Raw genomic sequence first — 13,043 nt, 5'->3', positions numbered from 1 at the left:
TCTCCCTGTAAGTGTGTATGAGGTTGGTTTGATAAAACATTTACTAAGACAAACCAAACAGTCTGGATTAGAAGAAATAGAGCATGTAAAGTTTCTTATTATTACTAAAATTGCCTATTTCGCATTAGCTGTACATGCTTTACTAATCCCCGCTTTCGCGCACATTGGCGCGAACATGCTCGCTATAGTTAACATTTTAAGTGTATTTGCTTGGGGCAGTGGTATTTTCCTTATAAAGCAAGGCTTAACCTCTCTTGCTTTGAGGGTGTTTTGCCTCGAAGTGCTTATTCATGCAGTTATTGTCTGCGCAACTCTTGGCTTAGGTGCTGGGTTTCAGTTCTATTTATGGACTGTGTCGTGTATTTTGATGATTGATTACCAGCTTACTTTTAAATGGGCTGCAACATACAGCTTGTTAATGATTGCTACCTTTGCTTCGTTGTATTTATTTTTCTCAGACGTAACCTATGGTTTCGCTTATCCTGAACTCCTTCCATATATCAATGTGATAAACATCATCATTGCCGGATTACCTATGGTGTATGGGATGGGGCTTATTCGTGAAATTACGCTTTCACAACGCGTTGAGCTCACCGAGATGGCCGCTCGAGATCCATTAACAAAATTATACAACCGACGGTTTGCGAAAAAGCTCATCTCAATGGCACATAAAAAGAGTATCGAGCAAGATGCCAATCTATGTATGGTTATGGCTGACATTGACAGGTTCAAAAGTATTAATGATACCTTTGGTCATGATAAAGGTGACACCATCTTAATAAATGTATCAAAACTAATTAGTGACTTTATCAGTGAGGATGATATTGCTGTTCGTTGGGGAGGTGAAGAGTTTTTATTGATACTTACAAATACTAATGAGCAACAAGCTTTTGCTAAAATAGAAGCGCTTCGTCAACAGATAGCCGAGCTTGATGCCCATCCCGATTTCCCTGATTTAACGATCACTATGAGCTTTGGTTTAATCGAGTGGCAGCCTCTTGCACCGATAGAAAAAATGCTACAACACGCTGATACGGCCTTGTATCAAAGTAAACACTTGGGTCGAAATCAAACCACTGTCGCGAAAGGTTCCAACCCTACTTTCGATGATATTGATGCGGTTAGTTAACCGCATCAATACGAATACTATGAATAATCTCTTGTGGTAACAGAGGAGTTAAACCGTTACTCACATAGTCGTCAAATCCAGCTCGATAAAACTCCGACAACGGATGCCCTGATTGACCACCAGGAATCGCCATAATCGCTTTATCTAAATGGCCTGGTTGTACTATAAAACGCTGTGAAGCGCCAAAGCTACGACCTTGGACTGCTGGCATGAAGGTATCTCCAAAGCCAGGAGCTGTAGGCATATTTAATAAGCTTTTAAGTGCCGGTATTTGCTTGGCAAACGGGTGCTCAATCACTAATTCGTTGACCTTACCCCATTGCCAACTGTATGGATTATTACCGTACTGCTCTGTAAGTTTAGTAATAACGCGGTCAAAGGCTCCTACCATTTGCTGTTGCCAGTTTGCATAATCAGGGTTTAACCATGTTTGAGGCTGAGCTTCGATAAGTTGCCAAACGGCAGGCTCTAAATCTCGCTTAACTGGCTTTAAACTACTGTCGAGCTCTTTTAGCTTATTTTCTAATGGGCTAAATAAGCTATTAATCACTTCACTGCGGTAACGTTTTACTAAGGTGTAACCAATTGAGTCGCTACAAGCACACGCCTGCCAGTTATTTAGCTCTTTTAAATACAGCGCATATTTATCGCCTGCAGTGCTAAGCTGTTTAACCAGTAATTGATGCCATGGTGCTAAAAAGCGCGCCTCGTTATCATGCTGTAATGAATAAAAATCTTGCTCGGTAAATTGCTGCTTTTCAAATAAACGATCGCGAATTTGTGCTGATCTTGCCCCCATCGCGTATGCACCATTACCAAATCGCTCATCATCTTTAGCCGAAACAACCCGAGAATTACCAGTCCATAAACGACCGCTCTCAGGATTTTTTACAAAGGGACGATCCGTTTCATTCTCATGCCAAGCTGCAGAGTAAGCTTGTTCAGACACAGCCAGTTGATGAGGCACTTTACGTGCAGGCACTGCTCCCATATTTTTCCATGCAGCATTGCCTTTATCATCGACCACCATTAAGTTTTGTACCGGAATACCAACGTCTGCAGCAATAGCTAGCGCATCATCAACCGTTTTTGCACTTTCAAGCTTTAATAAGTCCATATCAACGGCATAATCATGGTGAGCAACCCAACTTAAAGCATAGGGTTTGCCATTAATTTCTTTAACGGGACCATACTCACTCATGGTCAAAGCATAATTTTCAACCTTGCCATCATTAAGTAAAATGGGTTCATCTATTTGCCACGTTTTCTCTTTACTCTCAAGCGCTACCCAATCGGCGGTATCTAAATAACCATTGGTAAAACCCCACGCGATTTTATTATTTGTACCAACCACAATTGCTGGTGCCCCCGGCAATGATACACCGGTAATTTGCTGCATCTGACCATCAACAGGATAATTAAGTTGAGCGCGATACCAAATGATTGGCACCGCAAAAGAAAGGTGCATATCATCAGATAACATTGCAGCGCCCGTTTTAGTTAACTGCCCTGTAACGGCCCAATTATTACTCCCTAATTCTTTTCGGTCGAGAATATCGTTGATTACCCATGATGATTTGTTTAAAGCAGGGATCCCTGCACCGTATGCAGGTAACAGACTGTTATCAAGTGCAGCCTGATAAGGGCTTGGCTGGGTAATAAAGTCAACCATGTCTTTACCGTAAAGCTGCTCAATTTCTATCAGCGTTTTATCTCGTTCAAATGTTGCTGTTTGTAAGTCTAAGTACATACTAAAAATAACCAACAAACTGTCTTCGCTTTGCCAAGGTTGAGCACTCGAGCCTGTTAATATGTATTCAAAGCTATCAAAACCCAATTGCGCATAACCTTCGTTCACGCCATTAGCATAGGCTTTAAGTAGCGTCTTATCTGCAGCAGGTAGTTGCTCAACTAAAAACTGGCTACGCTGACGTAATTGATGAAAACGCATTTTTTTATCAAGCTCTAACGCAGCTTTACCAAACAGCTCACTTAATTCACCCGCCGCATTACGGCGCAATAAATCCATTTGAAAGAATCGGTCTTGGCCATGCGCAAAACCAAGCGCATAAGCAGCATCTAAGCGATTTTGAGCGCTAATAACAGCTTGCCCCAAAGCATCACGCTCAATCTTCACTGAGTGAGTAATTGCATTACTTTGTCCTCGACCATCAAGTGCTGGCAAACTTAGATTCAACACCCCATAGATGAGGCCTGTTGCCAATAGTCCGATGATGAGCGAAGCGACTAGTAACCATTTGATTATCTTAAACATGCTTGCTTCCCTTAGCTAAAGTAACACTATATTAACCTAAGTTTTGTGAAAAAATAGTGTCTTCATACAAAATAATGATCACTGAACTGAGAAAACGACCCACAGACAAATAACTTACATATCAAAGTCCCCATTGTTAATTACAAGGTAAATTGTCTATAGTAATTAAATAGTAAAAAAATCAATGCTTCTAATGCCATTAACGATCGACACTGATAATAAGAAATTACATAAATTAAAGTTAGCTTTTTGGCTATCTCTCGTGCTTGTTATCGTTATAAGTATCGTGATTGATCGGATAAATTATCACCGTGAAAAAGATGCTTTCCGTGCGCAAGAGCTAGCAAAAGTAAGTGCTTATCGGGCTGAATTAGAAGCGATCCTCGTCTCAAATATTCAACTTGTTCGCGGTCTCGCCGTAGCTATAACGGCGGAGCCAAATTTAGATCAAGCTCGTTACAGCCAAATAGCCTCTCCACTATTTGAAACCTCATCTGAACTAAGAAATATTGGTGCGGCTCCCAATATGGTTATTCGAATGACCTACCCCCTTGAAGGTAACGAAAAATCAATTGGGCTTAATTTTTTAGAAAATGCAGCACAACGCGCAGATGCGCTCAGAGCACGAGATGAAAACCAGATTGTTATGGCTGGCCCATTAGAGCTAGTACAAGGTGGACAGGCACTCATCGCACGTATGCCTGTATTTATTCCTCCAGAACAACAGTTTTGGGGATTATTATCTGTGGTACTTGATATCAATAAAATATATGTAAACTCTGGTTTAGTTTCGCTCAGTGAAAATTATGATGTTGCCCTGCAAGGGCGAAATGGTCTGGGCTCACAAGGAGATTTCTTTTACGGAAAAAGTGCAATTTTAAAAAATGATCCTCTCGATTTTATAATTCACTTCCCGGGTGGTAAGTGGCAAATGTACGCATCACCCAAAGCAGGTTGGCACCCCCCTGCTTCTGCCATTTGGCCACTACGGTTAGCCATTATTTTATTTTGTGTTTTATTTGCAGGTTGCTCATGGTTTTTTCTGAAAATGCTTGAGCGGCAATATAAGAGTGAGCGAATGCTAGAGACTATGAGTAGTCTTGCCAAAGTAGGGGCATGGTCGTTCAACCTAGAAACAAAATCTGTGTATTGGTCTGATATGACTAAACAAATTTTTAAATTCCCGCTGAGCAAGCAGCCCGAGTGGCCTCAAAATTATAGTTATTTTAAAGCCGGTGAAAGTCGCGATAAAATCCGCCAATTGAATGAGCGCGCTATAAAAAACGGCGAAAGCTTTGAAACTCAGGTACAAGTCGTCACAGCTGATGGGGATGAAATATGGGTGTTAGTTCACGCCGAAACCGAACATCGTAATGGCCGCTGCATAAAAGTATTCGGCTCACTGCAAAATATTGATGCCCGTAAACGAGTTGAAATTGAAAACAGGAAAGTAGCTTTACACAACGAGATTTTAGCGTCGCTCACAGTTAATGATGCTGTACTAACGGGTAATTTGAATTTATCAAAGCATGTCATTGTACAAGCTATTTGTCATGCTTTTGATGTTGACCGTGCCAGCATTTGGTTATTTAGTGACGACAGAGAGTCTCTAGATACCTTTGCTGTTCATGACGAGAATACACCACAAATACGAGAAGCAACCACACTAAAACAAATTGATTACCCTGATTACTTTGACGCCATTAATAACAATGCCGTTGTAAATGCTAGTGATGCCCCACACCATCCGTTTTTAAAAGAATTACGAACAACTTATTTTGAACGATTTAAAATATGCTCAATGCTCACGGTGATCATTCCCACCGGTAGTAAAACCATGGGGGTTGTGTGCGCAGAAAAATGCAAATCTCGCAGGCAATGGAGCAAAAACGAAGAAAGTTTTTTAATTGCCGTTGCAGCGCTAATTGGTAGTTTACACGCCAGCCAACGCCGTATAGAAACCGAGCAGCAACTAGTGCAAGCTAAAGAAGCAGCTGAACAAGCAGTAAAAGCAAAAAGTGAGTTCTTAGCAAGTATGAGCCATGAAATACGCACTCCAATGAATGGGGTGATTGGCATGCTCAATATCATTAAGCAATCTAAATTAGATAGCCAACAGAGTCATCATCTAGAGCTAGCACAATCTTCAGCCGAGTCGCTTTTGCATATCATTAACGACATCTTAGATTTCTCAAAAATTGAAGCCGGTAAACTAGATATCGAAAATGTTAGCTTTAATATTTCAAAACTGTTCGGCAACACCATCGAATCATTTGCAATTAAAGCCGAACAAAACAACACCAGACTTATCCTTGATACGACTGATATTTATCACGAATTTATTGTCAGTGATCCAAACAGGATCAGACAAATTATCAACAACCTTGTTAGTAATGCGGTTAAATTCACTAAAAATGGCAAAATAATTATTATTGCTAAGCTTGAGAAATTAGATGACGAGCACTTTTTAAACTGTTCCATCATTGATACCGGAGTCGGTATTAAGCCTGAAAAGCAAGCTACATTATTTGACTCATTTACCCAAGCAGATACCTCAACAACTCGCCAATATGGCGGTACAGGGCTTGGCTTAGCGATTGTTAAGCAACTATGTAACCTAATGAAGGGCGATGTGAGTGTAGTCAGCTCATATGGAGAAGGCAGTACTTTTAATTTCTCTGTAAAAGTGAAAATAGATCATAAAAAGAAAGCCCTAGAACCCAGCCATATTATTGATAAAAAACATATATTTATTGCAGATAATTGTAAGTTGAGTAGCAATATAGCGAAAAAACAGCTGCAACTATGGGGTGCCAGCGTTGAAGTATTTACCGATATGACACGTTTATTGAGTCGCGCGGCTATGACGGAACATGTCGAATGTGACGCGATTTTCGTTGATTTCTTGTTTTATACCAACGCAACTAAAGAGCAACAACAAGTTTTTGTTAAACACTTTAATGCTGAACAGTGTAAACGTATTTTAATGGCACCAATGAGTTTGACCGAAGTGCAAAGCAAACAGGCCTTAAAAGCTGAGAGTATCATTTTTAAACCTTTGACCCAGTCAGATTTATTTAACTCACTTGCTAACGAAAAATACATTGAGCAACAACAAGTAAACAACGACACACTGATTACAAAAGTTGCCACTCAAGATGAAAATTCTGCTTCACAAGTGCTGCTAGTTGAAGATAATAAGGTTAATCAAATTGTTGCTGGATCGCTTTTAAAGCAGGTAGGTATCAGCTTCGACATAGCTGAAAATGGCCTTGAAGCAATTGCTAAGCTATCTCGTCGCGAGCAAATGCCTTACCAACTCGTGCTTATGGATTGCCAAATGCCAGAAATGGATGGCTACCAAGCAACTCGGGCAATTCGTGCAGGTGAAGCTGGTAAGGCACATCAAGATGTAACTATCATTGCGCTCACCGCCAATGCAATGCAAGGTGACAAAGAACGCTGTTTAAATGCGGGCATGAATGATTATGTTACCAAACCTTTGAAGTTTGATACGCTCAGTAAAAAACTAACCGTGTGGTTAAGCACTGAAGAATAGAGAGTAAAACAATGCAATTATCAATAAATCAACAACGCGTCATTGGCTGTTTGCTCGAAAAACAAAGTACAACACCTGAACATTATCCATTATCTTTAAATTCACTTACCAACGCTTGCAACCAAAAATCTAATCGAGATCCAGTACTGTCGTTATCTGAATCACAAGTACAAGATACCCTTGATGAACTCATTGCGCAGCGATTAGTAACCTTAGATGAAGGCCTTTCTGGGCGGGTTAATAAGTACGCGCACCGCTTTTGCAATACCGAGTTTGGCAGCTTGCAATTTACCGAACAACAGCGTGCTATTATCTGTTTGCTACTATTACGCGGACCACAAACCCCCGGCGAGCTTAGAACCCGAAGTAACCGCCTTGCTGAGTTTAGTAATGTTAATGAAGTGGAAGCAGCTTTAGCTGCATTAATCGAGAAAGAATATGTCACTCGCTTAGCCCGTGAGCCAGGAAAACGAGAAAGTCGTTATATGCACTTATTCGTAGATCCAGATAGTATCGAAGAGATGCTGAGTGAGCCTGAAGCAATTAACAGTAGCGAAGTTCAACAATTAAGAGCTGAAATAGACGAACTTAAGCAACAAATTAACGAAATAAAAGCGCATTTAGGTCTTTAATAATAACCTGACCCGTAACATAATGTAGTTACCCCATTCGTCTTGGGGCTTCCACGCTGACAACCAAAAGTAAAAAAGGAGCTCTACCATGCGTGCCGACATTCTGGCAGAAATGAAAGTCCAACCCACTATTGATGTAAAAGCGGAAATCACTCGTCGCGTCAACTTTCTAAAAAGCCGTCTCATTGCTGCGCACTCACGCTCGCTTGTATTAGGGATCAGTGGCGGTGTTGATTCATCAACCTGTGGTCGTTTATGTCAATTAGCTGTAGATGAATTAAACCAAGAACATAACACCAACGATTATCAGTTCATTGCTGTACGTTTACCTTACGGTGTACAAGCAGATGAAGACGAAGCACAACTCGCGGTTGACTTTATCAAGCCATCAAAGCGCATGACGGTTAATATCAAAGCAGCTGTAGATGGTATGCATGAACAAGCTATGGCCGCGGTAGTCGGTGCAAGTGCTGAGCTTCCTGAACAAGCTAAAATAGATTTCATTAAGGGTAATGTTAAAGCACGCCAGCGCATGGTCGCACAATATGAAATTGCAGGCTTCTGCCAAGGATTAGTTGTTGGCACCGACCATAGCGCTGAAAATATTACCGGCTTTTACACAAAATTTGGTGATGGTGCATGTGATCTTGCTCCTCTATTTGGTTTATCTAAGCGCCAAGTTCGTGCTCTTGCAGAGCATTTAGGCGCACCAGCAGTGCTAGTGCATAAAGCTCCTACCGCTGATTTAGAATGTGACCGCCCAGGCTTAACCGATGAAGAAGCGCTCGGCCTAACTTATGATCAAATTGACGATTTCTTAGAAGGCAAAGAAGTCTCAGCAGAAGTTGAAGAGAAGCTAACTGCGATTTATCTTCGCACTCAACATAAACGTCAAGCTATTCCAACCGTTTACGACGCGCTGTAAGCAACAATATTATTTGCTGCACTATTTTCTAGCTGTAGGCAATTAACACTGTTTAATTGCCTACAGCTAACTCTTCCCTGATACCTAAAACTTCCTTTAGTCCGGCGTTAAAAGCTGCTAGGTAATGATTTTTTGGGTTTGCTTAAGACATGCTTTTCTTATCAAAACCAAGCTAACTACAATAACTCCATTACTAAAAATGATCTGGGTTATCTTCATTTGCGTAGAAAGTTTAGCAACATCATTGCAGTAAAGATGAAATAGTTCTGTAATTTGGTTTATAGTTGATAGTGTTAAACACATTACTCATTACATTAAAAATCTAAGGTTTTATATTAGTTTATGTCATCGCCCATATTAATTACTGGCGCAGGCCAACGAATTGGACTCGCTTTGGCCGAGCACTTTTTAGCGCAAGGGCAAGAAATCATTGTTACCTACCGTACGCGTCATCAAGCCATTGATGTACTAGCTGGACAAGGGGCTACATGTATTCATGCTGACTTTAATAGTGATGAAGCGATAGCCAACTTCATAGAACAATTAAAATCGCATACCAATCAACTTCAAGCCATTATTCATAACGCTTCTAGTTGGGACTGCGAAGCAAGTAACCATGATTATGCAGCGCTTTTCGATAATATGATGCGAATTCATGCAAAAGCGCCCTACCTAATAAATTTAGCAGTGAGCGATTTACTGCTACACCATTACGAAAATACAGGACACCCTGCCGATATTATTCATCTCACCGATTATGTCGTTGAAAAAGGTAGTCCAAAACACCTTGCTTATGCTGCAAGCAAAGCTGCACTTGATAACTTAACAAAATCATTCGCGGCTAAGTTTGCCCCTGCAATAAAGGTCAATGCAATTGCGCCGTCATTAATCATTTTCAATGAAGATGATAGCGACGAATACAAAGCAAAAACATTACAAAAATCACTGATGGGCATTGAGCCTGGTTGCGCTGAAATTATTCACAGCGTAGAGCTATTACTACACAGCCATTACATTACCGGGCGTTCGATGCCTGTCGATGGTGGCAGACATTTAAAATAACGAATTACTGAGAATCCTATGCACGATGATTTAAAAAAGAGTTACCACGAAATTATTAGCGCCGTGGGTGAAGATCCACAACGAGAAGGGTTACTCGACACGCCTAAGCGCGCCGCTAAAGCAATGGAGTATCTGACAAAAGGTTATCGCCAAACGTTAGACGAGATCACTAACAATGCGGTATTTACATCAGACGCCGATGACATGGTACTGGTTCAAGATATTGAACTTTACTCTATGTGTGAGCATCATTTGCTGCCATTCGTTGGTCGCTGTCATATTGCCTATATCCCAAATGGCAAAGTTCTTGGTTTATCTAAACTTGCGCGTATTGTTGACATGTACGCACGCCGTTTTCAAATTCAAGAGCAATTAACCCATCAAATCGCTAAAGCGGTTGAAGAAGTAACCGGAGCAAAAGGCGTGGGTGTAATTGTTGAAGCAAAACATATGTGTATGATGATGCGCGGCGTTGAAAAGCAAAACTCAAGCATGCGTACATCGGTCATGCTAGGCAACTTCAGAGCAGATCCAAAAACCCGTAACGAGTTCTTACAACTAGTTAGAGGGTAATGATGGCTAACGCAATTATTAATGTCACTAACCTCAGGCTACGAACCTTCATTGGTTTTAACCCTGAGGAACGCGAGAAAAAGCAAGATGTAGTGATTAATTTAGAAATTCACTACCCTGCTGATCAAGCTTGTGAGACTGACGCAGTCGATAAAGCGCTAAACTACAAGACTATTACTAAAGAAGTGATCAGCCTTGTCGAAGAAGGCCACTTTTTACTGTTAGAAAAATTGGTTGCTGAAATTTTAGCGATTTGCCACCAGCATCAAAGTGTTCACTATGCCAAAGTGCGTGTCGATAAACCGCATGCGCTGCGCTTTGCTGATTCAGTATCACTGACTCTTGATTGGCAAAAAAGTTAAAATAACTTTTCTAGTCCTACCGCAAAGGCAAGCACAGCTAAATAACGTGCGCCTTTGCCTAGGGTCACGAGTAACAAAAAGATTGAAAACTTAACCCTAAAAATTCCGCCAACAACCGTTAAAGGATCGCCGACAATAGGCAGCCAAGCAAATAGCAAGCTGTAGATACCATACTTATTAAATTGCTGTTCTGCTTTATCTATCGACTTTTGCGATACAGGAAACCATTTACGGTCTTTAAATCGCATGACTTGCGTGCCCAGCCAATAATTCACACAACTCCCAAGCACATTACCCACGGTTGCACTTAGCCATAACAACCAAAGTAGATAATCGCCACTGGCAATCATGGCGGTCATAACTAACTCAGAGGAGCTCGGTAATAAGGTTGCGGAAATAAACGCGCTGAGGAATAAGGAGAAATAGGCCATAAATACCACAAAATAAGCTCAGCAAAGGGCTGAGCCCTCATTATATGGCAATCAGTTTATTTTATAAATTCAATCGTCAATGGGTAATTAACTTCCTTCCCATCACTGGCTTTAATTGCCGAGACAATAACCATAATCAAAGAAAACAGTGCAACGATTGGTAATAAAATGACACCAACAACAACAAACACCAGTAAGAAGCTAACAATGTAAGCAATCATCATGGTGAGTTGAAAGTTCAATGACTTGCGGCCATGCTCAGCAACAAGCGGCATTTCTTCCTTTTTCACCAGCCAAATAATAAGCGGACCAATAACCGAGCCAAATGGGAAAAGTAATCCCGCTAATGCACTTAAATGACAAAACATCGCCCAATTACGCTGCTCTTTATCGGCCACAATTATTTCAACTTTTTGATTATCATCCATTTTAAATTCCTTGTTATGGTCTGTTTATGTTTCTACTATAAACCTTTAGGCTACTTTACCATAGATAATTTGCTTAGATTTAAAACAAAAACGTGCACAAAAGACAAACAAAAGGCTTTTGAGAAGATTTTTTTGGCTGTGATAAAAATGTGATAACTTTGTGAAAGTTTTTGGATATTGCTGTTCGATACTGATTCTGAATCATCAAAAACAGGAATCGATCATGAAAGCTTTACCTTTAACTTTGTTTGCTGCATGTGCAGTCACTAGCCTTACAAGCCAAGCTGCTGAGCTTGATATAAAACTAACTAACCTTACGCAAGGCTTACACTTTACTCCTATCTTAATTACTGCTCACACTAACGATAGCCAGATGTTTAACGTAGCTACACCTGCTTCTATGGCTCTTCAAGCGATGGCTGAAGGCGGTAACATAGAACCATTAATGAATGAAGCAGCTGCAGCAAATAACGATATGGTTGCCAACCCAGCCGAAGGCTTATTAGCGCCAACCAGCTCTACAATGGCTTCGCTTACCACCAGTGAAGGTAACAACTACTTGTCGTTAACAGCTATGTTACTGCCTACCAATGATGGCTTTGTTGGTTTAGACAGTTGGATGATCCCATCAGAAGCAGGGACTTACACCCTGTATTTAAACGCTTATGATGCAGGCACCGAAGCAAATGACGAACGAGTTGTCGATGGCTCTGGTGCTATGGGAATGCCTGGTATTCCGGCTGCGCCGGGCGGTAATGCCGGTATGAATGCAAGCGGTGTAACTAGTAGCGAAAGCAATATGATGGTTCATATTCACCCTGGGAACTTAGGTGACGATGATCCTGAAGGTGGAATGAGTGACCTTAATAATACCGTTCACAGATGGCTTAACCCTGTTGCTATGTTAACTATCACAGTGAAATAGGAGGTTATTATGCGCTTTTCAAAAAGCTTACTCATCATTGCACTCGCAGGAAGCCTCACAGCTTGCGGTGGCTCTGATAAAAAGACTGTTGATATGACAGACAGTGTGGATGAGATGACTAACCAAATGGGAGAAATGGCAGAAAGCCATCAATTTACCGTGCAAGTGACTAATCTCACTGCCGCTCAACCCTTCTCACCTGTTGCCGTGATTGCCCATACCGATGGCATGCTATGGCAAATTGGCGAACCAGCTTCTAGTGCTCTTGAATTAATGGCCGAAGGCGGCGACAACAGCGAGCTTTTAGCCAGTGAATACAATTTGCAATCCGCTTCTGCAGAAAGCCCACTACCACCGGGTCAACAGGTTACTATGGTACTAACAACCGGGGAGCTTGATTCATTAAAAATCAGTGTTGCAACTATGTTAGTGAATACAAATGATGCGTTTACCGGTCTTAATGCTATAGACGTGTCTTCGTTAGCGGTTAATGAGTCACTGTCTCGTACTAGTTTTTCCTATGATGCTGGCACTGAAGCCAACTCTGAAGCTGCTGGCACTATTCCTGGTCCGGCTGATTCAGGTGAAGGTTTTAACGAAATGCGAGACGACATTAATCGTGTAGCAATGCACCCGGGAGTTGTAACTCAAGATGATGGTTTAGCAAGCTCAGTGCTTACAAGCCAATACAAGTTTGATAACCCCGTTGCTCGAATAGTCATAACGCGGACGCAATAACAAT

Annotated in this window: 12 protein-coding genes; 9 read left to right on the top strand and 3 right to left on the bottom strand. The window is 41.2% G+C overall.

Annotated features, from left to right (window positions below; genetic code table 11):
- Positions 1-28: 28 nt before the first annotated feature.
- Positions 29-1,129 carry a GGDEF domain-containing protein gene (locus L1264_RS10000; protein WP_206769074.1) on the top strand — a complete coding sequence of 367 codons (1,101 nt, stop codon included), beginning with the start codon at positions 29-31 and terminating at the stop codon, positions 1,127-1,129.
- Here L1264_RS10000 and L1264_RS09995 read toward each other — a convergent pair.
- Entirely contained in the window at positions 1,122-3,404 is a 2,283-nt protein-coding gene (locus L1264_RS09995) for a penicillin acylase family protein (RefSeq protein ID WP_199526019.1), read from the bottom strand. The genes L1264_RS10000 and L1264_RS09995 overlap by 8 nt on opposite strands.
- 193 nt (positions 3,405-3,597) lie before the next feature.
- Here L1264_RS09995 and L1264_RS09990 point away from each other — a divergent pair, with 193 nt between their 5' ends.
- The 6 genes from L1264_RS09990 (at position 3,598) to folX (ending at position 10,517) form a co-directional block, all read left to right on the top strand.
- Positions 3,598-6,963 carry an ATP-binding protein gene (locus L1264_RS09990; protein ID WP_199526021.1) on the top strand — a complete coding sequence of 1,122 codons (3,366 nt, stop codon included), beginning with the start codon at positions 3,598-3,600 and terminating at the stop codon, positions 6,961-6,963.
- Positions 6,964-6,974: 11 nt separating this feature from the next.
- Positions 6,975-7,595 (top strand): YceH family protein, encoded by a 621-nt coding sequence (locus L1264_RS09985; protein ID WP_135923150.1) that lies wholly within the window; start codon positions 6,975-6,977, stop codon positions 7,593-7,595.
- Positions 7,596-7,683: 88 nt separating this feature from the next.
- Positions 7,684-8,520, top strand: a complete 837-nt coding sequence (nadE, locus tag L1264_RS09980; protein ID WP_135923149.1) for an ammonia-dependent NAD(+) synthetase — start codon at positions 7,684-7,686, stop codon at positions 8,518-8,520.
- A gap of 342 nt (positions 8,521-8,862) precedes the next feature.
- On the top strand, positions 8,863-9,582 hold the full coding sequence (gene folM / locus L1264_RS09975) for a dihydromonapterin reductase (protein WP_135923148.1): 720 nt from the start codon (positions 8,863-8,865) through the stop codon (positions 9,580-9,582).
- Positions 9,583-9,600: 18 nt separating this feature from the next.
- Positions 9,601-10,155, top strand: coding sequence for a GTP cyclohydrolase I FolE (folE, locus tag L1264_RS09970; protein WP_235403950.1), 555 nt, complete (start codon positions 9,601-9,603; stop codon positions 10,153-10,155).
- A 2-nt stretch (positions 10,156-10,157) separates the two neighbouring features.
- Positions 10,158-10,517 (top strand): dihydroneopterin triphosphate 2'-epimerase, encoded by a 360-nt coding sequence (gene folX / locus L1264_RS09965; protein ID WP_054554637.1) that lies wholly within the window; start codon positions 10,158-10,160, stop codon positions 10,515-10,517.
- Here folX and L1264_RS09960 read toward each other — a convergent pair.
- Together L1264_RS09960 and L1264_RS09955 are read right to left on the bottom strand one after the other, a co-directional pair.
- The gene (locus L1264_RS09960; protein ID WP_235403948.1) at positions 10,514-10,948 is read right to left on the bottom strand and encodes a YqaA family protein; all 435 of its coding nucleotides are present in this window, start codon (positions 10,946-10,948) and stop codon (positions 10,514-10,516) included. The two genes, folX and L1264_RS09960, sit on opposite strands and share 4 nt — an antisense overlap.
- 56 nt (positions 10,949-11,004) lie before the next feature.
- Positions 11,005-11,376: a DUF4870 domain-containing protein gene (locus L1264_RS09955; protein ID WP_135923145.1), complete on the bottom strand. Its 372-nt coding sequence runs from the start codon at positions 11,374-11,376 to the stop codon at positions 11,005-11,007.
- Between the two features lie 223 nt (positions 11,377-11,599).
- Between L1264_RS09955 and L1264_RS09950 the strand changes: the two genes are divergently transcribed.
- Positions 11,600-12,301: a spondin domain-containing protein gene (locus L1264_RS09950; protein ID WP_135923144.1), complete on the top strand. Its 702-nt coding sequence runs from the start codon at positions 11,600-11,602 to the stop codon at positions 12,299-12,301.
- A gap of 9 nt (positions 12,302-12,310) precedes the next feature.
- Complete coding sequence (locus L1264_RS09945; protein WP_235403946.1) at positions 12,311-13,039, top strand: spondin domain-containing protein; 729 nt, start codon at positions 12,311-12,313, stop codon at positions 13,037-13,039.
- Positions 13,040-13,043 lie beyond the last annotated feature (4 nt).

The sequence above is a fragment of the Pseudoalteromonas sp. APAL1 genome, from assembly GCF_021532475.1.
Lineage (GTDB): Bacteria > Pseudomonadota > Gammaproteobacteria > Enterobacterales > Alteromonadaceae > Pseudoalteromonas > Pseudoalteromonas lipolytica_C.
This window is presented reverse-complemented; position numbering and strand designations above follow the sequence as displayed.

What these genes read in the sequence shown, in the direction of transcription:
- L1264_RS09995 (WP_199526019.1), bottom strand. Translation starts at nt 3,404, where the DNA reads ATGTTTAAGATAATCAAATGGTTACTAGTCGCTTCGCTCATCATCGGA.
- L1264_RS09990 (WP_199526021.1), top strand. Translation starts at nt 3,598, where the DNA reads ATGCCATTAACGATCGACACTGATAATAAGAAATTACATAAATTAAAG.
- L1264_RS09985 (WP_135923150.1), top strand. Translation starts at nt 6,975, where the DNA reads ATGCAATTATCAATAAATCAACAACGCGTCATTGGCTGTTTGCTCGAA.
- nadE (WP_135923149.1), top strand. Translation starts at nt 7,684, where the DNA reads ATGCGTGCCGACATTCTGGCAGAAATGAAAGTCCAACCCACTATTGAT.
- folM (WP_135923148.1), top strand. Translation starts at nt 8,863, where the DNA reads ATGTCATCGCCCATATTAATTACTGGCGCAGGCCAACGAATTGGACTC.
- folE (WP_235403950.1), top strand. Translation starts at nt 9,601, where the DNA reads ATGCACGATGATTTAAAAAAGAGTTACCACGAAATTATTAGCGCCGTG.
- folX (WP_054554637.1), top strand. Translation starts at nt 10,158, where the DNA reads ATGGCTAACGCAATTATTAATGTCACTAACCTCAGGCTACGAACCTTC.
- L1264_RS09960 (WP_235403948.1), bottom strand. Translation starts at nt 10,948, where the DNA reads ATGGCCTATTTCTCCTTATTCCTCAGCGCGTTTATTTCCGCAACCTTA.
- L1264_RS09955 (WP_135923145.1), bottom strand. Translation starts at nt 11,376, where the DNA reads ATGGATGATAATCAAAAAGTTGAAATAATTGTGGCCGATAAAGAGCAG.
- L1264_RS09950 (WP_135923144.1), top strand. Translation starts at nt 11,600, where the DNA reads ATGAAAGCTTTACCTTTAACTTTGTTTGCTGCATGTGCAGTCACTAGC.
- L1264_RS09945 (WP_235403946.1), top strand. Translation starts at nt 12,311, where the DNA reads ATGCGCTTTTCAAAAAGCTTACTCATCATTGCACTCGCAGGAAGCCTC.